The organism is Enterobacter cloacae complex sp. SHL020, from assembly GCF_049236945.1.
Lineage (GTDB): Bacteria > Pseudomonadota > Gammaproteobacteria > Enterobacterales > Enterobacteriaceae > Enterobacter > Enterobacter dykesii.
Genome location: NZ_JBMKJF010000006.1, coordinates 171,846 through 190,653, shown reverse-complemented (window position 1 = coordinate 190,653; position 18,808 = coordinate 171,846). Strand labels below are relative to the sequence as shown.

Below are 18,808 nucleotides of genomic sequence, written 5' to 3'. Positions count from 1 at the left end.
ACTATGCAATATAATATCCCTACGTTGCTCACCCTCTTTCGTGTTGTACTCATCCCGTTCTTTGTACTGGCATTTTACCTGCCGGTTGTCTGGGCACCCTTTGCCTGCGCGTTGATCTTCCTTATCGCAGCGGTAACAGACTGGTTTGATGGCTACCTGGCGCGCCGCTGGAATCAAAGCACCCGTTTCGGCGCCTTCCTCGATCCGGTGGCGGACAAAGTGATGGTCGCGATCGCCATGGTGCTCGTGGCCGAGCACTATCACACCTGGTGGGTGACGCTGCCTGCGGCCACCATGATCGGCCGCGAGATCATTATCTCTGCGCTGCGCGAGTGGATGGCGGAACTGGGGAAACGCAGCAGCGTGGCGGTCTCCTGGATTGGCAAAGTGAAAACGACGGCGCAGATGGCGGCGCTGGTCTGGATGCTCTGGCGTCCAAACGCCTGGGTTGAGTGGGCGGGGATTGGCCTCCTGTGGGTGGCGGCAGTGCTGACGTTGTGGTCAATGCTGCAATATTTGAACGCTGCGCGCGGGGATTTGCTTGATCAGTGATCGTTTCGCCGTAATTTTCAGCAAACGATCCGGGGATACAAAAAATAACGTTGACTCATAACGTCATATCAGTAGAATGCAACGCATCGAACGGCGGCACAGCAAGCCGGACGATAATGAAATCAAGTGGTTAGATGTTTACTTGATGACATGCGGGAATAGCTCAGTTGGTAGAGCACGACCTTGCCAAGGTCGGGGTCGCGAGTTCGAGTCTCGTTTCCCGCTCCAGATTAAAGACATGCGCAGTAGCGGGTGTCAGTTTGAAAAGTTTTACGGCGCGTTAGCAAAGCGGTTATGTAGCGGATTGCAAATCCGTCTAGTCCGGTTCGACTCCGGAACGCGCCTCCACTTTCTTCCCTGGCCGGATGGTGGAATCGGTAGACACAAGGGATTTAAAATCCCTCGGCGTTCGCGCTGTGTGGGTTCAAGTCCCACTCCGGCTACCATGGGAAACAAAGAATAATCAAAGCAATAAGCAGTGTCGTGAAACCACCGAAAGGTGGTTTTTTTGTGCCTCCAGTTTAGCGCGAAGTGAGCGTATCTCATCATCATCCCGATCCTGCTGTACCAGAGAATTTGCTGCCATACCAGAATGCTAAGCCTGACTCTCTAATAAAAATCCCAGAAAGCAGGGCGATTTTCAGCTAACCTGCAACCAATCTTAAACAAACATTTCACTCGTCAGACACAGGTTGCCGCCGCTGATAAACTGGTTGGTATCCACCCTGGAGAGCGGAAGGTTATTGTCATGCAATATGAAGAACAGCAGCTTATCAACGGCCTTTTCGAGCGTCTTAAACAGGCCGGACAACAAAACAGCCAACGGGATGCAGATGCGGAGCGTCAGATCGCTGAATTTGTCAGACAGCAACCTGCTGCCACCTACTATATGGCGCAGTCAATTTTGATTCAGGAAGCGGCGCTGAAACGTCTGCAGGCCCGGGTTCAGGAGCTTGAAAGCGAATTAGCCGCGCAAAAAAGCAAACCCTCGACGGGCGGCAGTTTCCTCGGCGGCCTGTTTGGTGGCGGGAAAAGTAACCCGCAGCCTGACAACAGCTGGAATGCCCAGCCGCAACAGCCACCGGCGCAGGATTACTCTCGGGCGCCAGCTACTCGCGGCGGCGGTTTTATGGCTGGCGCGCTCCAGACAGCCGCTGGCGTGGCCGGTGGCATAGCGCTTGCCGAGATGCTTACCAGCATGTTCCATCAGTCGCGGCCGGAAGAGATCGTGAACATCATCGAAGAACCGACAATGCCCGTCGGTGGCGAACCGTTTGTCGGTAATCAATACGGCGACGTTAATAACATCTCTGACACCCGTTTCCTCAACCAGAACGATCCGTTAGGCAGTAATAACGACGTCTGGCAGAATGACGATGTAGATGACGACTACAGCAATGACGACGATAGTTTTATTTAACGACGTTATCGTGTAACCACCGAAATGAAGTGAACCCCGAAAGTCAGGTATCCAACTTTCGGGGTTTTGCGTTTCCGGGTCAAAAAAGCCTTCGCGGCTAAGCCTGAAGGCTCATAAATCACATTCTTTTTACTACGTTTCTTACTAACAAACCTGTAAGAATTGCCGGAAGCAATCCAAACAAAGAGGCGATATCGACTAACGTATACTCCCGTTCTTCTATCCCATATGTGCCGAAATGATCCATCACGGAATCAGCCCATTTGGCAGATATCAAATCACACCCCACCTAAATACGCCTTCCTCACCTCCTGATTCCCCAGCAGCTCTTCACCGCTGCCGCTCAGCCGGATCTGTCCGTTCACCATCACATACCCGCGGTCGGAAAGCTTCAGCGCGTGATGCGCATTCTGCTCCACCAGAAAAATAGTCATACCGCTGCGGGCCAGCTCGCGCAGCGTCTGGAAGATCTGTTTCACCACAATCGGGGCTAAGCCCAGGCTGGGCTCATCCAGCAGCAGCAGCTTCGGACGGCTCATCAGCGCTCGGGCGATCGCCAGCATCTGCTGTTCCCCGCCGGACATGGTCATCGCGCGCTGCTTGCGTCGCTCCTTGAGGCGCGGGAAGAGGTCGAACATGGTTTGCATATCCTCAGCGGCAAACTGGCTGCCGAGGGGGATGGTCCCCATCAGCAGATTCTCTTCAACGGTCATATCCGGGAAGATTCGTCTGCCTTCCGGCGCCTGCGCAATGCCGCCGGACGCGACGTAGTGGGTGGATTTATGGCTGATATCTTCACCACTAAACAGGATCTGCCCGCTGCGGATGCGGGGCTGACCAAAGATGGACATCAGCAATGTCGATTTACCCGCGCCGTTTGCGCCAATCAGCGCCACGGTTTCCCCCTTATTCACCTCGAGTGAGACCTGCTTCAGCGCCTGAATGACGCCGTAAAACACATCCACCTCGCGAAATGCCAGCAGCGGTTCGCTCATAGGGTGACCTCGCTTTCATCCGTACCCAGGTAGGCGGCAATAACCTTTTCGTCATGCTGGATCTGCTCGGGTTTACCTCTGGCGATGACATCGCCGTGGTCGAGCACGATAATGTCGTCCGAAATTTCCATCACCATCCCCATATCATGCTCAATCAGTAATACCGTGATGTCATGATGATCCCGCAGAAAACGAATAATGCTGCTGAGCTTATGCGTTTCAACCGGGTTAAGCCCGGCGGCGGGTTCATCCAGACAGATCATTTCCGGCCCGGTGCACATTGCTCGCGCAATTTCCAGACGCCGCTGCTGGCCGTACGACATCTCTCCCGCCAGGCGATTGGCGCACTCCACCAGATCCACCACTTCCAGCCAGTAGAAGGCCCTGTCCAGGGCGTCGCTTTCCGCCCGCCGGTATGCCGGCGTATTTAAGATCCCGGCAAGCAGATTGCGGTTAACGCGCATATGCTGCGCAACCAGCAGGTTTTCTACGACAGACATCTCGCGAAAAAGACGGATATTTTGAAACGTGCGCGCCAGCCCTGCGCGGTTGACCAGATGCGTTCCGCCGAACATTTTGTAGAAAAGACGCTGCCCGAACTGCGCGGGGTTAATCCAGTCTCCCGGCTGGAATTTTTGTCCGAGCACCTGAATAACGTTGGTCGTTTTATGGCGGGTATTAAATAAAATGTTGCCGCCGGAGGCCCTGTAGAAGCCCGTCAGGCAGTTAAACACGGTTGTTTTCCCCGCCCCGTTTGGCCCAATCAGGGCGGTAATTGAGCCACGCTGCACGTCCAGGTTGACGTCGTTTAGCGCCTTAATCCCGCCGAAGTGCATCATCAGATGTTCAACGCGTAATATCGTTCCGTTCATGGCGCGACGCCCTTACGCACGGCAAACCCGCTGCGGTTAATGCGGATCAAACCGCGCGGACGCCAGATCATCATCACCACCATGAGCATGCCAAACAGCAGGACGCGGTACTCGGCAAAACTGCGAAGCAGTTCCGGCGTTACCGTGAGCACAAAGGCGGCCAGCACCACGCCAAGCGTCGAGCCCATCCCGCCCAGCACCACAATGGCGAGGATCAGCGCCGATTCAAAGAAGGTAAAGGAGGTGGGATTCACGAACCCCTGATAGGTGGCGAAGAACACCCCGGCAATGCCCGCGGTCGACGCGCCCAGCGTAAAGGCGGAGAGCTTAACCAGAACATGATTCAGCCCCATCGAGCGGCACGCAATTTCGTCTTCACGCAGCGCTTCCCACGCCCGACCAATCGGCATCCGCGTCAGGCGGTGCTTGATATAGAGCACCAGCATCACCACCAGGAACAGTACCGCGTAGATAAAAATAAACTTCATGTTCGGGTTGTAGGTCAGGTGGAAAAATTCGTGGAAGGGCACGCCGCCTTCTTTCGCGCGTCGTCCAAACTCCAGACCGAAAAAGGTGGGGGGAGGGGCCGAGACGCCGTTTGGGCCGCCGGTGAAGGTCAGCCAGTTGTTCAGTATCAGGCGAATGATCTCCCCGAACCCGAGGGTGACGATGGCAAGGTAGTCACCGTGCATGCGCAGTACCGGGAAACCGAGCAGGGCGCCTGCGGCGGCGGCCATGATTGCCGCCAGCGGCAGCATGCTCCAGAAGCCTAAGCCGAGATACTGGTATCCCAGCGCCAGACCGTACGCCCCAATTGCGTAGAACGCGACATATCCCAAATCCAGCAGGCCGGCCAGACCCACGACGATATTCAGCCCCAGACCGAGAAGCACGTAGATCAGCCCGAGAATGGCGACGGTCAGCACATATTTAGTGGCGACAAACGGAAAGCAAATCGCAAGGGCAATTACCAAAGGAATAATCCAGCGCATGCGGCTTTTATATTCCGGTGGCCGGACATATACGCCCGCGCTATCGGCTTCGAAGCGCGCCTGGAAACGGGCGCCCGCGGCGGTACCTAAAAAGACGCTCAACAGAAAACGCCCGAACATGACGATGCCAACCATCCAGGCCAGCCGTTGCCCGGCGAAGTTAAAGCTGTACCCGTCCAGCACCACGCCCGCAATGGGGCCGAAAATAATCAGCGCAATCAGTCCGGAAAAAATCGCGTCCAGCATGCAGCGTTTAAGTGAAAAACCGTGTGATGTCATCATTCTCTCCCTCACACTTTGGCCACAATCGGGCGCCCAAGCAGGCCCTGGGGACGGAAAATAAGGATCATGACCAGCAGGCCGAACGAAAAGACATCTTTATAGTCCGAGTTCACCATGCCTGAGAACTGGGCTTCCGCCACGCCCAGGATAAGGCCACCGAGCATGGCGCCGGGAAGGGAGCCGATGCCGCCGAGCACCGCTGCAGTAAAGGCTTTAATGCCGATCACGAACCCGACGTAGAAATCAAAGGTGCCGTAATTCATGGTGATCAACACCCCCGCCAGACCGGCCATCGCCGCGCCGATCACAAAGACCAGCGAAATGATCCGGTCGGTGTTAATGCCCAGAATGGAGGCCATCTTACGATCCTGCTGTACCGCGCGGCACATCCGGCCCAGCCGGGTATGGTTGATAATCCAGGTGAGCACCAGCATGCCGGCAAACGAGGCAACCAGAATAAACACTTTGGTGTAGGTTATCTGTACGAACCCGTCGCCCAGATGCAGGCGAATCACGCCGTCCAGCATGGTCGGCACTCCTTGCTGACGCGGACCCTGGCTCAGCTGAGCGTAGTTTTGCAGGATAAGCGACATGCCGATGGCGGAGATCAGCGGCGCCAGGCGCGTGGAGTTGCGCAGCGGCTTGTAGGCGATACGCTCGATGGTCCAGCCGTACACCCCGGTTACTACAATGGTGAACACCAGCGTCCCGAGGATCAGCAGTGGGAACGACTGCAGACCGAAGAACGAGAGCAGCGCCAGGCCAATGGCGCAGAGATAGGCGGAGATCATATACACTTCGCCGTGGGCGAAGTTGATCATCCCAATAATGCCGTACACCATGGTGTAGCCGATGGCGATTAAACCGTAGACGGAGCCCAGCGTTAAACCATTGATTAACTGTTGCAGGAAGAATGTACTCATCTTAGCGCGCTCGTTTTATAGGCTGCGCGAAGCGCGCAGACTGATGTTTATTACGCGCCGGCGGGCAAACCCGCCGACGTTGAGCGTGACTCCGTCCCGTTACTGCACTTCCTTATATTTTCCTTTGTCGTCCCACTGGTAAACCACGTAGTCAGACACTTTCAGATCGCCTTTGCTGTCCCAGGCTTTTTTGCCCATCACCGTGTCGACGGAATTGGCTTTCAGCCACTCGCTGGCTTTGGCGGAGTCCTTGCCGCCGGTGGCCTTGAAGGCCGCGGCTATGGCCTGTACGGAGGCATAGGAGTAAAGGGTGTAACCTTCCGGCTCGAATTTACCGGCGCGGAATTTCTCGATAACCGCTTTACCGTCCGGGATAAGGCGCGGATCTTTACCGAAGGTCATGTAAATGCCGTTCGTGTATTGCGGGCCACCCGCGGCGGTCACCATCTCCTCGTTGACAATACAGTCGCCGGAGAAGAATTTCGCCTGCACGCCCTGTTCACGCATCTGGCGAACCAGCGGGCCGGCTTCCGGGTGACAGCCACCGAAGAATACGACCTCCGGTTTTTGCGCGCCGATCTTCGTCACCAGCGCGTTAAAGTCTTTTTCACCGCGGGATAACCCCTCATACATCACATCCTGAACGCCGCGTTTCGCCAGCGCCGCTTTGGTGGCGTCAGCCAGACCCTGACCATAGGTGTCTTTATCGTGAATGATGACCACGCGCTTGGCTTTCAGCTTGTCGATGATGAAGTCGCTGGCCACCTGGCCCTGCTGGTCATCGCGGCCGCACATGCGGAACATGTCGCTCATGCCGCGTTCGGTGATCAGCGGGTTAGTCGAGCCTGGGGTGATGGCGATAATGCCCGCATCGCTATACACCTCGGAGGCGGGCATGGTGGAAGAGGAGCAGAAATGGCCGACCACGGCGTTGACTTTATCCTGGTCAACTAAACGGTTGGCGACGGCGACGGCCTGCTTGGGCTCGCAGGCGTCATCCCCCTGAACCAGTTTGATCTTCTCGCCATTAATACCGCCTGCGGCATTAATATCTTCAGCGGCCTGCGTTGCGCCATGCCAGTACTGATCGCCATAGGTCGCATTGGGACCTGTAAACGGCCCGGCCACGCCAATCACAATATCTGCCCGGGCGGAAAACGCCGTCACCAGACAACCGGCCAACACAAGAGAAAGAGGAGTTCTGATTAATTTCAGCGACATTATTATGTTCCTTAGCAAAGAGGTTTTTGCACCACGGCGTAAACCCGAACGCCCGACGGCGCAGCCAATCCGAAACACGAGCAAGAACAAAATGCACTAAACGAACAAGATACAGACGGCATCCTGCATATACGGCGAGATTTCCCTGCGCAGGATCGCGCGAAGAACGTTAAGCAAAAATGTTGCCAGAATGGTTAACCCATTGACGAGCTTGCGACATGTTTGAGTATAGAGCGCCGCGTTATGCCGCCTTGCGGGAGGAGAAGAAATTACAGCGGAGATCACATATCGTTAACAATAAAGCCCATAAGTTGTGCAAAGGTCACGATTTGCACGTTTTTGCAGCAATAAAGACCTAAACTTCAGCCCGGAGAGGCGTGAGATATGTGTTAGGATCGTTTCCTTTTTTGCAGGAGTATCAGCGATGACTGAAGGCCCATTGAATGAAAGCGAAATGGCGTGGCTTGAAGAGACGTTAATGTCTTACGGTCATGATGACGCGTCCGTGATTGACGTGTCCGAACTGGACGGCATGCTTACCGCAGTGCTTTCCGGTCCTGTTGTCGTTGAGCCAGATGCCTGGCTGGTGGCGGTGTGGGGTGGCGAGAAGTACATTCCGCGCTGGAAAAACGATCGTGAGATGAACCGTTTTATCGATCTCTGCTTTAAGCACATGAACGATATTGCCGAGCGCCTGAGCGAGTACCCGGATCAGTTTGAACCGATGTTCGGCTATAACGACGTGGACGGTGAGAGCTATACCGTGGTGGAAGAGTGGTGCTATGGCTATATGCGCGGCGTGGCGCTGACGGACTGGTCAGCCTTGCCGGAAGCCCTGAAGGCCGATCTTGACGTGATTGCCCTGCACGGGACGGAAGAGAACAGCGAGAAGCTGGATGAACTGTCCGAAGAGGAGTACATCTCCAGCATCGAAAGCATCCAGCCTGCGGCGCTGCGCCTGTATAACTACTGGGTAAACAACCCGCAGCAGCCGGAAGCGAAGAAGCCGACGGTGAACGGCACGAAGGTCGGGCGTAACGATCCGTGTCCTTGCGGCAGCGGGAAGAAGTTTAAGAGCTGCTGTTTGCACTGAAACATTTTTGTGGCTTTGTTCGTTCACCTTAAGACCAGTAGAAGGTAATACGTTCTTAACCTGTGAACGAGATAAGGGGCCGTCGAGGCCCCTTATATGGCAAGGCGTATCAGACCGTGAATAAGCTGAATGTCTATTGTTGCTCATCGAATATCTTTGATCTCTACACCCCGAAGTGCTTAGTTGTATTCTTGGATTGTCATATATCTTTCTGGTATTTATTTTATCTTTTCATTTAATTCATGAATGTTTATTTTGCGATTATTTGCGTGTTGAATAAATTAAATCCTTTATCCCTTTCTGTGAAATAAGGTTTTAATGTTCGGTCTCCAGGCGTATATTTTGATTAACCTTATCGGTTGTTCAAAATGATAATTGACGATGGCAGGGCAATCAGACACGGTTCAATATCAGGATACACTGAATCGTTATTTACTTTATTTTCCCAGAAATAAAACCGTTTTATCTGATGTTCACTCGTTTAGCGGGGAAGAAGAACTCAGTAAACCTTACCGTTATACTATTCGCTTTACCAGCCCAACACCGAACATCGCGGTTAAAGACGTCCTTAACCAGATAGCCGAGTTTATTCTGCGTGCCCCGAATCCGAGAGCAGGCTGGCATCATCAGGATCCCTGGCTGCCGGTGCGGCAGATAAATGGCGTAATCACGTCATTTTCCCGTCTGAAGTCGTCCGCCGATGAAACGCTGTATGAGTGTGTGCTGGAGCATGAACTGGCGCTGATGGACCGAAATTACCGTTCGGCCGTGTACATGGACATGACCGTGCCTGAGCTCGTCACGAAGTTAATGAAGGACAGCGGGTATTTTCAGGGTTACAACATCGATTTCGACCAGCTGAGCTTCAGCTATCCGCTGCGGGAAATGGTTATCCAGTGGAAAGAAACCGATCTCCAGTTTATCCGCCGCCTGCTGGACGAAGTCGGGATCTGGTTTCGCTTTGAAAATCACGACAAGGTACCGGCCGAAACGGTGGTGATTTTTGGCGACGGGGGCCGTCGCTACGTATTCAGCGATAAAAAGCTGCCATACGTCCGTAATTCGGGCATGACCAGTCATGAAGAGTATGTTACCGGGCTCGAAGAGCGCTACCAGCTCATTCCCGAAAACGTGCTGGTCCGCACCTACAACTATCGCGATCCGTTTTCTCCGCAGGCGGATAAAACCCTTACTGACAACGGCATTCCTGACGGGATAACCCGCGGCAAAGAGTATCACTACGCCGATCATTTTCTGAATGAAGGCGACTTTTATGGACAGGAGGCGGAAACGGCTACGTTTTACGCGCGCCTGCGCTATGAGCGTCTGCTGAACAATCAGAGCGTGCTGGGGCTGACGACCAGCGATCCGGAACTGCTGCCGGGCGTGATGTTTAACCTGACAGGCGATATTCCTGCCGGATTTAAGCCCGGATTCGTTGTCACCACGATGACGCTCTCCGGCAGCCGCGCGGAGCACTATCGCGCCATCCTGAAGGGCATTCCCTATCTGCACGGCTACAGCTACCGTCCGGACTATCTGCCGCGTCCGGTGATAGCCGGAACCGTGCCCGGCCGCGTGGCGGCCATTAATCGCGATCCCACGTATGCCGGAGTCGATGCACAGGGCCGCTACCGCGTGAAGTTTGATTTTGACCTTGATGAAAAACGTGACGGCTTTGAAAGTGCGCTGATGCGTCTGGGCAGACCGTACGGCGGGGATGTGTTTGGTTTTCACTTCCCGCTGCTGGACGGAACGGAGGTGGCAGTCGCCTTTGAAGGCGGCGACCCGGACAGGCCGTATATCGCGCACGTCATGCATGACGGCAGCCATCCGGATTTGGTCACAAACCGCAACGATACCCGCAACGTGATCCGCACGGCCGCCTCGAACAAAATCCGCCTTGAGGATCGCCGGGGTGAGGAACATATCAAGATTTCCACGGAGCACGGCAAGGGACAGGTCAGCGTCGGCCACCTGGTCGATTCCACGGGGAAAAAACGCGGGCAGGGCGTGGAAGCCCGCACCGATGACTGGATGGCGCTGCGTGCCGCCAAAGGGGTACTCATTACCACAGAGGCCCAGCCCCGCGCGCAGGGCCAACAGCTGGATATGACGGCCGCCATCGCGCAGCTGGAAAAAGCATTGTCGCTGGCGATGACGCTGCAACAAAGCGCGTTAACGGCCGGTGCCGGGAATGTGGATACCGATCGGCAAAACCAGCTGTCCCGGGTGCTGAGCCAGCTGACAGGGCCGGGCATTCTGGCGTATGCCGAAAAAGGTGCCGCGCACGTCACCCCGCAGAGCCTGCAGCTGTCCGCCGGGAAAGACCTGATCGCAACAGCAGGTCAGGATGCCAGCGTGAACGTGGTGAAAAAATTCTCGCTGGCCGTGGGGGAAAAACTCTCGCTGTTCGTTCGCAAGCTCGGCATCCAGATGATTGCCGGTGCCGGGGATATCACGACGCAGGCCCAGCGTGGTGCCATGCACATGCTCTCGCAGAAAGATTTCACGATGGCGAGCACCGCCGGGCAGCTGAACGGCAGCGCCAAACAGGGCATACAGCTGGTCTGAGGCGGTGGCGGGATCCGAGTCAGTCCGAACGGACTGGTCACCATCTTCTCGCCAACGGGAATCGAACTGAAAGGACCCAACCTGAAGTATGACGGTCCGGAAAGCGCGCAGGTCACGGTCCCGCCGTTCAATAAGGGCGCATTCAAATTCCGCTACCTGCTGCACGCCGGAGATGACCCGGAACAAATTCTCGCAAACAAAAAATTCAGGCTGACCAGCTCGGCCGGAAACGTGGTTGAGGGCGTTAGGGACAGCAACGGTCATTCATCGTTACTCGATGCCGATGACCTGGATACCTACAAAATGGAGTTAATGGAATGACGGAAGCCAGAAAAAGCCCGTATGCGCCACGGGTAATATCAGAAGGGGATATTCCTGTACACAGGGATTTGGGGGAAGTCGCTCAGACCTGCCGTGTGGGCGTACCGCGCCCGATGCCGGGGATCGTTATTCTGGTCCACGGCGTGAATGATGTAGGCGAAGCGTACCAGAACCAGGAGAAGGGCATTATCGCGGGCCTGAGTAAACGTCTTGGCCGCACAGATTTTTACACCCATGAATGGGGGGACTACAGAATCACCCGTCCCGGCCGTTCACCGGTTATCCCGTTTTACTGGGGGTATAAGCCGGTTACGCATGACGACTATAAAGCAGATCAGAAGCGGTACCGGGATGAAGTGGGTAAGCTGAAAGACCAGGCTCACCTGCCGTACGATGCCTATCAGGAAGATAATGCTGATAAAAAAGCCGATCTGGGTAATGACGGAAAAGGTGCGTTTAAGTACCAGAACGATAACTTTGGTAATGCGCTGGAAGCGAACTTTGCCAAAGGGGGCGGCACCTTCGCGAACGCCACAACCAATATTCCCGACATGCTGGGGCCGGGGGCGGGAGGGGTGGCTCTGTCTGCCGTCGGTTTTTTGTCATTACACGCAAATAACGGGGACTTCACTCATCCTATTTACGAAAACCCGCACCGCATCTACCAGTTTTTTGCCGCTCAGCGCCTCGCTGATTTGATTCTGCAAATACGTGAACCACTGGTGACAAGAAACGATGTGATTAACGTAGTGGCGCATAGCCAGGGCACCATCATCACCATGCTCGCCAATATGCTGGTGAAGCAGGCGGGTTATGATCCTGCGAACTGTGTCATCCTGAATCATTCCCCGTATTCACTGGAATCCCGCTCCGCGGAAAATATTCAGCCAGGCCACCACCAGACAGATAAAGCCCGGCAGAATACGTTTAAAAATTTCTGTCGGCTGATGGCAACGCATTACAAAGGCGGTGTGCTTGATGACGCTGCGCTGAAGGAAATGGAAGGGGCCTGTACGCTGCGTAAACCGTCCGATAATCCATTGCGCAAAGACGCCAGGTTTTGCCGGGATAATAACGGGAAAGTCTATAACTACTTCTGCCCTGATGATGGTGTTGTGTCTTTGACAAACGTTCAGGGTTTCGGCTGGCGGGGCATCCCCAAAACCATCGCCACCGGTATCCCAAACTTATATCAGAGAGTTTTTTATCAGCATGGTGAGGTTGGGCTGGCTCCGACAGGAGAAGAGTTTACTTTGCCTAAGCGCATGACGGGGGATGCGGGTTACAGCAGCCTCGCGAATACCAGTTACCCCACGTCAGGATCAGGTGTTGTCGTGAACGGTGAAGAGCTGCCTGAGACGTTTATCTTTGCACTTCAGGGGCAGAATAACCATCCGGATAATGATCCTAAAACGAGTGACAAACCGTACACGTATTATATCGACCCGGACAGCCCTGACGCTTACATTTCGTATTCTGCAAAAGCCCATACCATCAAACTGACGGAGAGCGCCACGTATGCCGTCAGCCGTTACCAGGGCGTCAGCTGGAGTCCCGGCCATATACTGACAAACGATGAGCTGCAGGTCGAAACACTCGGGATGAAAGAGCGTATCGGGTATGACACCAGGGTGATTCGTGGGGTGGTGACAGGAACGAAGGACTTTCTGAACGTCACGCTGACCTGGCTTCGTCCCCGCGACGAACTGGAAAAGGAATGGATGAAGGCAGATCCAGTCAGTTACAGCCAGCATTCTTCTATTGTGGCGAGTGAGTACGCGCCGTCTCATGCGATGGCGTTTGACCTGGCAATCGGCCAGTGCCGGGCATTCGACTATAAAGCGGGTAAATTCTGGGAAGACCTGTTGCACCGTGCCGACTGGCGTGACCCGTTGAATGGATTCAAGCCAGATGTAGATTATTACCGGACGGGAAAACTACCAGATGCGCCAACCAAATACCATATGAACAAGCCAGAAGGTGCTTTACCTACAGACGATTTTGGCGTGGTCAACCAGTTTAACAATGCCACAAAAGTCATCCCGTCCCGTGATTTAGCCGTGGGCAATCAGGAAGTCGCAAATCTGCAATGGGACATGCCGAAGGCAAAATCTGACCGAGAGCTGGGGATTGCGCGTGCTAAAGAGTGGTGGGAATCGTGACAGGGAGACAAGCATGAAGATAAAACGTATAGCAGGTATTGCCCTGGCGGCAGTGTTGGAGGCCGCAGGTTGCAATGCCTCAGAGCCGCCCACGCAGGTGGTGTACCGGTTCGATGACCATCGTTATCTGGAGCTGAAGGGATGGGACTGCGAGGGTGAACTCTGGTACACGGATACACAGCGGGGTATCCACACGGAGCCAGTCAGCCAGTTTTACCGGATATTTACCAAAAAATATGTGCATCCATCAGAACGTTACATTGCGCTTCCGACCTGGGATTCTCCTGGGGCTATGGTTTCGAAAGATTATGGGCAAACCTGGTATCCTTCTTCGTTTGCTCCCAGCGAAAATGAACCTAATGGTGATTCATCACCTCCTTACGACGATATTATTTCTTTCACCGTCGTCAACGATCAGGGTTTTTTACAGACGAAACACCGGCTGTATATGTCGTCAAAACCGTTTGATGACCCGCGTATTTTGCCTGGAGGGGCGGGCATTCAATATGAGCTTGAGGATGGAACAAAAGGAGATATAAAACCCGGAACTGCGGGGTGGGCCTGGGGAATGGTTTATATGACTAAACAAGGGCTAAAAGATACCGTTCAGGAACTTCAGGCCAGTTGGCAAAATCAGCCTGACAAAATACCGGAAGTAAAAGGCTACACCGGCTGGGATCATATGCGTTGCGATATGGATGCAGGAAGGAAAGGATACTAATGAACGGCGTAATTCCACTCAATGACCCGCTGGTGAGCGGCGGGAAATGGCAGTTTTTATCTTATATGTGATCGTCGTGATTATCTGTATTGCTGTTCGGACAGTCACCTGGCCGGGTAATAAACATGTAGATCTCGATTTTCTTGCCCAGTCCGCGGTTATTCCGGTTGTTTTTCTGACGGGGTTCGTTCAGATGTGGTCTGTCGTGTATCACGGCATGAGGCACTACATGGAAACGAGGCTGCTGATTGCCGCCCGGCAGGAATATAAGGTTGTCAGCTTCGCCAGGGGGAACATTACCCTTGCTGGCTGGTCCGTACTCACTCCACCAAAGGCAACAAAGGAACTGGCACTGAGAATGCTGAAACTTGAGGGAGAGTTTCCGCTGGCCGCTAAAATGCCGTTGAAAACCGAGCTGGAAGAATCGTTCGATTTCACGAAGGCCGGGCAGGCAGTATCCCGCGTTCTGGAGCCCATGGCAGGGAAACTTTCTCGATACCAGCAGATTGAAGCGCTGGTGTGGGTTCGAGGCGGGGATGAATCCTGTAGCGATGAACTCCGGCGCATGCTTGAACGTTCTGCGATCGCGACGAAGAAAATCACTTTTTTACCTGAATGCCCGGACTATACGCAAGTCACGGAATGGCTAAATCTGTCGAAAAGCTACGTCGTTCAACGGCTGCTTATCTGTGTCGATCTGCATTCTGACGAAGAAGCATCTAAACAGATGGAAAATGTTACGGCACTTTTCTTCACGAACGACTACGTCAAAACAGCAGGAGAAAAACCGGTTTATTTTTATCAGCCGATGACGGGTGTCACAGACGTAGAAAGTAAAGTGCCCGTTTATCTGAGGACAGAAACCGTCAGCAAGCCTAAGCAACTCTGGTATACCGGGTTATCCCGCACAGAGAAGTATCCGCTGCTGGAAGTGCTGGACGAGAACAACTTAGTGCCGGACAGGCTGGAGCTTGAGGCATCGCTCGGTGAGCGCTCTGCCGGTTATCAGTGGCTGATGCTGGCGCTGGCCGCTGATGCGGTTATGTATGGGCAGGGCGATCAGCTTGTGGCCGCGTCCGCACAGAACCATTTTGCCATGGCCGCGCTATCCTCCCGGTTGACCTGCCAACCCGATTACCCCGAAGAAAAAAGATATACGCTGCCGTGGCAAGCTGGCGGGATTGGCGGTCTGATGTTGTTTTTTGGGCTGATGTTAAGCATTGCCAGCGTTGATGAAGCCGGTAAAACTCTGTCCGGCTGGTTTATAACGATAATGGCGGTTCTGTTAATAGGTTTATTCCTTGGGATGGGGGCATTGTTTACCTGGTATTATGGTGACAAAGCTTATGAGCACATGGGGATGTGATGATGAATGAACAAATGATTTTAACGACAGCACACCGGATGGTTATGATCAGGATATAAGGGATTTATTAAAGGGGAATCTTTCCCTATGAAAGCGGATAGTTTCCCCTTAAACCTTTGTTATCCCACTTCCGGCAGCATCCCGGCTGCAATCAACACTTGCACCAAAATAATCACCACCCCGCAGCCAAACACAACGCACAGCAGCGGTTTTCCTCCCGCCACGCGATACCCTTGCTGAGGATGCTGCTGGCGGCTTTTCCACGCCAGCAGGGAAGGGAGCAGCAGGGCCAGGATAGAGAGCGCTACCCCCGCATACCCCAGCGCCATCACAAACCCGCGTGGATAAAACAGCGCAAAAGCGAGCGGCGGCAGGAAGGTGATGGCCCCCGTCTGCAACCGTCCGGCCGCGGTATTGCGACGCTGGAACAGGTCGGCCAGGTAATCAAACAGGCCGAGCGCCACGCCCAGGAACGAGGTTGCCAGCGCCAGGTCGGCAAACAGGTGTACCGCCAGCTCCACGTGCGGGGAGGTAACAACCTCGCGCAGTGCCAGCAGAAAACCGTTCAGGCCGGCGTGTTGCGCCATCAGCCCAATAAAGGTTGAAGAGTCAATGCTGCCCAGCGTCACCAGTTGCCAGAAAATATAGGCGATCAGCGGGATCGCGCTGCCGATAACAAAGACGCGGCGCAGCTTGCGGATATCGCCGTTCATATAGCTGACGATGCTCGGCACGCTGCCGTGGAAGCCAAACGAGGTGAAAATGACCGGGATCGCGGAAAGCGCCAGCCCTTTTTCCAGCGGCAGCGTCAGCAGGTTGACCTTGTGCACGTGCGGGGCCAGCAGCACCAGCATGATAATCAGGAAGAGAATTTTGGCGCTGAACAGAAAGCGGTTAAACAGATCGACCAGCGATGTACCCACGCAGACCACGCCGCCGCCGATGAGCGCAAAGAAGATAGCGCCCGTCGCAGGGGTAATGTCAGAGCCAAACCAGTCGTTGACGCTGGAGGCGATGAGTTCCCCGGCGCCGCTGATATAGGCGGCGGTCAGGGCGTACATCAGGAACATCATGCTAAAGCCGGTTATCCACTGGCCGTAGCGTCCCAGATAGCGCGACGCAAGCGAACCCAGACCGGTGTCGGCGGGGACGTGCTGGTAAACCTCAAGCAGCAGCAGGGCGGTGTAGCACATCAGCGCCCAGAGCGTACCCAGCAGCAGCAGGGTCATGCCAAATCCCACGCCCGCGGCTGCCAGCGGCATGGCCAGCATTCCTGCGCCAATCGTCGTTCCGGCGACGATAAAAATACTTCCCAGGGTTCTGTTTTTCACGCTTTCCTCTACAACAATGCTTAACCGCGACAAAATCTGCGGCGCAGAGTAAGGGAAAAGCCGTAACTCGTCAAATCACCGTTACAAGTGGTGTAATGAAAAGTTTACGCATCGCGCTGCCGGCAATTCTATCACGTGGGGCGACGCTCAGGCGTGACGTAAACAGGGCGTACAGGGAATAAAATGGGTATTTCGATGCGGGGGAGGGAAGGTAAATTAACGCGGTGCCGGAAACCGGCACCGCGTAGAAATTAATTTTGAGTATCTAGCGTGGAAAGTTCTTTATCAATAAAGTAAAGACCTTCGCCGGATTTCCCTACCAGAGATAGTTTATCCAGCACAGATTTAAACAGCTTCTCTTCTTCGTGTTGTTCAGCGACGTACCACTGCAGGAAATTAAAGGTTGGATAATCCTGGCTGGTCATCGCCGCATGAACCAGTTCGTTAATGTTCTGCGTGATCAGCTGCTCGTGCTCGTAGGTGGCGCGGAAAAGTTCATCGAGAGAATTATACTCAGCAAAAGGGGATGCCACGGTTTCAATGCGCGGCAGGCTGCCCGTATCTGTCAGATAATCAAACAGACGCTGCATGTGGGTCATCTCTTCCTGAGCGTGACGACGCAGAAACGCGGCCGCACCTTCGAAGCTGTGGTAGCTGCACCAGGCGCTCATCTGCTGGTAGAGGAGGGATGAAAAAAGCTCGAGGTTCATTTGCGCATTGAGCTTATCGATCATTTCAGTTTTCAGCATGGTGACGCTCCGGGTTATTATTTCTGGTTCACGATGAGCGACACTATAATTTGTTATTTAATTATATGCAAAACGTAAATTTTTATTTTACTTATTTAAAATACGAATGGGAATAAAACGCATTGGCGATTTTTATAATTTATTAATGAGAATTATTTTTGTTCGTAATGAAATAAACTGCCAGCAAACGCTGGCAGCGTTGATTAATACCAGGGATTATTTGACTTAGGGTTAACGGCGTAACCCATACATTTATACTGGATAGTCACGCTCTCGTTGAGACACAAAGAGCCGCTCGTCAGGGTGCAGGTTTTGATGGGCTGACCATAGGCTGAAGCGGTGGCATACCCCATGCTCTGACACGCTTTTGCCGCCGTGCCGTTATTCACATACTCATCGGAATACGCATTTTGCAGCGCTGCCTGGCCGTAATCGAGGCGGACGATGCCGTTCGGCGCGTCGAGGCTGCTGACTTCAGCCTGGCGGTTAATACTGCATCCCGCGAGCAGCAGGAGTGTGCCGGCTACAATGACTCTTTTCATGGTTCGCTCTGAGTGGATGGAAATACGTTATCGTACCCGCAGATGCCCGCTGCAATGCCTGGAATAGCCGGACAATCTGCCCTCACTCTTCGCAACGGGTCAGAGGAGAGTGCTATCAGGCCAATCCCTTATAAAAATGTGATGAGTATCACAAAATGATTGATTTTTGTGATGATGGTCATATTATAAGCACGTTGACAATAAAGTTGTATAACAAGTTAATGGAGCATCATCGTGAAACTGCGCAAAATCCTGAAAAGCATGTGGGCCAATTACTGCCGCACGTTCAAAGACGTGCCGCCAGGCGCCATGTTCTGATAAAAAAACCTGCTTCGGCGGGTTTTTTTTGTACCTGCAGGCGATGAAGGGAAGATGTCAGGGGGCGTGTTTTGCTACTATGGCGGCCTTTAAATAAGGAGAAAACCCCATGTCACAAAACCTGAGCGCCGATCAGGAACTGGTCTCTGACGTTGTCGCCTGCCAGCTGGTTATCAAACAAATTCTTGATGTTCTGGACGTGATTGCGCCGGTTGAAGTGCGCGAGAAGATGTCTACGCAGCTGAAAAACATCGATTTCGCCAGCCATCCTGCTGCCGCTGACCCGGTTACGCTTCGTGCGATCCAGAAAGCCATCGCGCTAATTGAACTACGATTTACGCCGCAGGGTGAGTCCCACTGAAGCAGGGAAAGGG

The 18,808-nt window shown here is 53.8% G+C and carries 17 protein-coding genes and 3 tRNA genes; 12 read left to right on the top strand and 8 right to left on the bottom strand.

Annotated elements, in window-relative coordinates:
• The first annotated feature begins 3 nt into the window (after window positions 1–3).
• The 5 genes from pgsA (at window position 4) to ACOTZB_RS16075 (ending at window position 1,972) form a co-directional block, all read left to right on the top strand.
• Window positions 4–552 carry a CDP-diacylglycerol--glycerol-3-phosphate 3-phosphatidyltransferase gene (gene pgsA / locus ACOTZB_RS16095; protein ID WP_008500348.1) on the top strand — a complete coding sequence of 183 codons (549 nt, stop codon included), beginning with the start codon at window positions 4–6 and terminating at the stop codon, window positions 550–552.
• Between the two features lie 152 nt (window positions 553–704).
• Window positions 705–780, top strand: a tRNA-Gly gene (locus tag ACOTZB_RS16090).
• Between the two features lie 46 nt (window positions 781–826).
• Window positions 827–900: transfer RNA gene (locus ACOTZB_RS16085), tRNA-Cys, on the top strand.
• An 11-nt stretch (window positions 901–911) separates the two neighbouring features.
• Window positions 912–998 (top strand) — tRNA-Leu (locus ACOTZB_RS16080).
• A gap of 302 nt (window positions 999–1,300) precedes the next feature.
• Complete coding sequence (locus ACOTZB_RS16075) at window positions 1,301–1,972, top strand: DUF2076 domain-containing protein (RefSeq protein ID WP_421627762.1); 672 nt, start codon at window positions 1,301–1,303, stop codon at window positions 1,970–1,972.
• 278 nt (window positions 1,973–2,250) lie between these two features.
• On the opposite strand, the gene ACOTZB_RS16070 is transcribed toward ACOTZB_RS16075, so the two are convergent.
• The 5 genes from ACOTZB_RS16070 to ACOTZB_RS16050 all read right to left on the bottom strand — a co-directional run bounded on the left by ACOTZB_RS16070 (window position 2,251) and on the right by ACOTZB_RS16050 (window position 7,257).
• Window positions 2,251–2,967 (bottom strand): ABC transporter ATP-binding protein, encoded by a 717-nt coding sequence (locus ACOTZB_RS16070; protein ID WP_223604375.1) that lies wholly within the window; start codon window positions 2,965–2,967, stop codon window positions 2,251–2,253.
• Window positions 2,964–3,839, bottom strand: a complete 876-nt coding sequence (locus tag ACOTZB_RS16065; protein ID WP_045356847.1) for an ATP-binding cassette domain-containing protein — start codon at window positions 3,837–3,839, stop codon at window positions 2,964–2,966. The genes ACOTZB_RS16070 and ACOTZB_RS16065 overlap by 4 nt, the downstream gene beginning before the upstream one ends.
• Entirely contained in the window at window positions 3,836–5,110 is a 1,275-nt protein-coding gene (gene livM, locus ACOTZB_RS16060) for a high-affinity branched-chain amino acid ABC transporter permease LivM (RefSeq protein ID WP_134867363.1), read from the bottom strand. The genes ACOTZB_RS16065 and livM overlap by 4 nt, the downstream gene beginning before the upstream one ends.
• Window positions 5,111–5,121: 11 nt before the next feature.
• Window positions 5,122–6,036: an ABC transporter permease subunit gene (locus tag ACOTZB_RS16055; protein WP_023312278.1), complete on the bottom strand. Its 915-nt coding sequence runs from the start codon at window positions 6,034–6,036 to the stop codon at window positions 5,122–5,124.
• Between the two features lie 99 nt (window positions 6,037–6,135).
• A complete protein-coding gene (locus tag ACOTZB_RS16050; protein ID WP_421627761.1) occupies window positions 6,136–7,257 on the bottom strand; it encodes a branched-chain amino acid ABC transporter substrate-binding protein in 1,122 nt (373 codons plus the stop codon).
• A gap of 424 nt (window positions 7,258–7,681) precedes the next feature.
• On the opposite strand from ACOTZB_RS16050, the gene ACOTZB_RS16045 reads away from it, so the two are divergent.
• The 5 genes from ACOTZB_RS16045 to ACOTZB_RS16025 all read left to right on the top strand — a co-directional run bounded on the left by ACOTZB_RS16045 (window position 7,682) and on the right by ACOTZB_RS16025 (window position 15,494).
• Window positions 7,682–8,350, top strand: coding sequence for a YecA family protein (locus tag ACOTZB_RS16045; protein ID WP_134866043.1), 669 nt, complete (start codon window positions 7,682–7,684; stop codon window positions 8,348–8,350).
• A gap of 381 nt (window positions 8,351–8,731) precedes the next feature.
• Window positions 8,732–10,924, top strand: coding sequence for a type VI secretion system Vgr family protein (locus ACOTZB_RS16040; protein WP_421627760.1), 2,193 nt, complete (start codon window positions 8,732–8,734; stop codon window positions 10,922–10,924).
• A gap of 317 nt (window positions 10,925–11,241) precedes the next feature.
• Window positions 11,242–13,407 carry a T6SS effector phospholipase Tle3 domain-containing protein gene (locus ACOTZB_RS16035; protein WP_421627758.1) on the top strand — a complete coding sequence of 722 codons (2,166 nt, stop codon included), beginning with the start codon at window positions 11,242–11,244 and terminating at the stop codon, window positions 13,405–13,407.
• Between the two features lie 13 nt (window positions 13,408–13,420).
• Window positions 13,421–14,128 carry a T6SS immunity protein Tli3 family protein gene (locus tag ACOTZB_RS16030; RefSeq protein ID WP_421627756.1) on the top strand — a complete coding sequence of 236 codons (708 nt, stop codon included), beginning with the start codon at window positions 13,421–13,423 and terminating at the stop codon, window positions 14,126–14,128.
• A gap of 46 nt (window positions 14,129–14,174) precedes the next feature.
• Window positions 14,175–15,494: a hypothetical protein gene (locus ACOTZB_RS16025; protein ID WP_421627755.1), complete on the top strand. Its 1,320-nt coding sequence runs from the start codon at window positions 14,175–14,177 to the stop codon at window positions 15,492–15,494.
• Window positions 15,495–15,613: 119 nt separating this feature from the next.
• Here the strand turns inward: ACOTZB_RS16025 and tyrP are convergent, their stop codons facing one another.
• The 3 genes from tyrP to yecR all read right to left on the bottom strand — a co-directional run bounded on the left by tyrP (window position 15,614) and on the right by yecR (window position 18,116).
• Window positions 15,614–16,825, bottom strand: coding sequence for a tyrosine transporter TyrP (gene tyrP / locus ACOTZB_RS16020; protein ID WP_421627753.1), 1,212 nt, complete (start codon window positions 16,823–16,825; stop codon window positions 15,614–15,616).
• 251 nt (window positions 16,826–17,076) lie between these two features.
• On the bottom strand, window positions 17,077–17,574 hold the full coding sequence (ftnA, locus tag ACOTZB_RS16015; RefSeq protein WP_421627752.1) for a non-heme ferritin: 498 nt from the start codon (window positions 17,572–17,574) through the stop codon (window positions 17,077–17,079).
• Window positions 17,575–17,777: 203 nt separating this feature from the next.
• Complete coding sequence (gene yecR, locus ACOTZB_RS16010) at window positions 17,778–18,116, bottom strand: YecR family lipoprotein (RefSeq protein ID WP_111964844.1); 339 nt, start codon at window positions 18,114–18,116, stop codon at window positions 17,778–17,780.
• Window positions 18,117–18,350: 234 nt separating this feature from the next.
• Between yecR and azuC the strand changes: the two genes are divergently transcribed.
• Window positions 18,351–18,434, top strand: coding sequence for a stress response protein AzuC (gene azuC, locus ACOTZB_RS16005; RefSeq protein WP_014884364.1), 84 nt, complete (start codon window positions 18,351–18,353; stop codon window positions 18,432–18,434).
• Window positions 18,435–18,543: 109 nt separating this feature from the next.
• On the top strand, window positions 18,544–18,795 hold the full coding sequence (locus ACOTZB_RS16000; RefSeq protein WP_008500405.1) for a DUF2766 family protein: 252 nt from the start codon (window positions 18,544–18,546) through the stop codon (window positions 18,793–18,795).
• The last annotated feature ends 13 nt before the right edge of the window (window positions 18,796–18,808 follow it).

What these genes read in the sequence shown, in the direction of transcription:
- ftnA (WP_421627752.1), bottom strand. Translation starts at nt 17,574, where the DNA reads ATGCTGAAAACTGAAATGATCGATAAGCTCAATGCGCAAATGAACCTC.
- ACOTZB_RS16000 (WP_008500405.1), top strand. Translation starts at nt 18,544, where the DNA reads ATGTCACAAAACCTGAGCGCCGATCAGGAACTGGTCTCTGACGTTGTC.
- ACOTZB_RS16065 (WP_045356847.1), bottom strand. Translation starts at nt 3,839, where the DNA reads ATGAACGGAACGATATTACGCGTTGAACATCTGATGATGCACTTCGGC.
- ACOTZB_RS16030 (WP_421627756.1), top strand. Translation starts at nt 13,421, where the DNA reads ATGAAGATAAAACGTATAGCAGGTATTGCCCTGGCGGCAGTGTTGGAG.
- ACOTZB_RS16055 (WP_023312278.1), bottom strand. Translation starts at nt 6,036, where the DNA reads ATGAGTACATTCTTCCTGCAACAGTTAATCAATGGTTTAACGCTGGGC.
- ACOTZB_RS16070 (WP_223604375.1), bottom strand. Translation starts at nt 2,967, where the DNA reads ATGAGCGAACCGCTGCTGGCATTTCGCGAGGTGGATGTGTTTTACGGC.
- ACOTZB_RS16025 (WP_421627755.1), top strand. Translation starts at nt 14,175, where the DNA reads ATGGCAGTTTTTATCTTATATGTGATCGTCGTGATTATCTGTATTGCT.
- pgsA (WP_008500348.1), top strand. Translation starts at nt 4, where the DNA reads ATGCAATATAATATCCCTACGTTGCTCACCCTCTTTCGTGTTGTACTC.
- ACOTZB_RS16075 (WP_421627762.1), top strand. Translation starts at nt 1,301, where the DNA reads ATGCAATATGAAGAACAGCAGCTTATCAACGGCCTTTTCGAGCGTCTT.
- livM (WP_134867363.1), bottom strand. Translation starts at nt 5,110, where the DNA reads ATGACATCACACGGTTTTTCACTTAAACGCTGCATGCTGGACGCGATT.
- ACOTZB_RS16050 (WP_421627761.1), bottom strand. Translation starts at nt 7,257, where the DNA reads ATGTCGCTGAAATTAATCAGAACTCCTCTTTCTCTTGTGTTGGCCGGT.
- ACOTZB_RS16045 (WP_134866043.1), top strand. Translation starts at nt 7,682, where the DNA reads ATGACTGAAGGCCCATTGAATGAAAGCGAAATGGCGTGGCTTGAAGAG.
- ACOTZB_RS16040 (WP_421627760.1), top strand. Translation starts at nt 8,732, where the DNA reads ATGGCAGGGCAATCAGACACGGTTCAATATCAGGATACACTGAATCGT.
- yecR (WP_111964844.1), bottom strand. Translation starts at nt 18,116, where the DNA reads ATGAAAAGAGTCATTGTAGCCGGCACACTCCTGCTGCTCGCGGGATGC.
- ACOTZB_RS16035 (WP_421627758.1), top strand. Translation starts at nt 11,242, where the DNA reads ATGACGGAAGCCAGAAAAAGCCCGTATGCGCCACGGGTAATATCAGAA.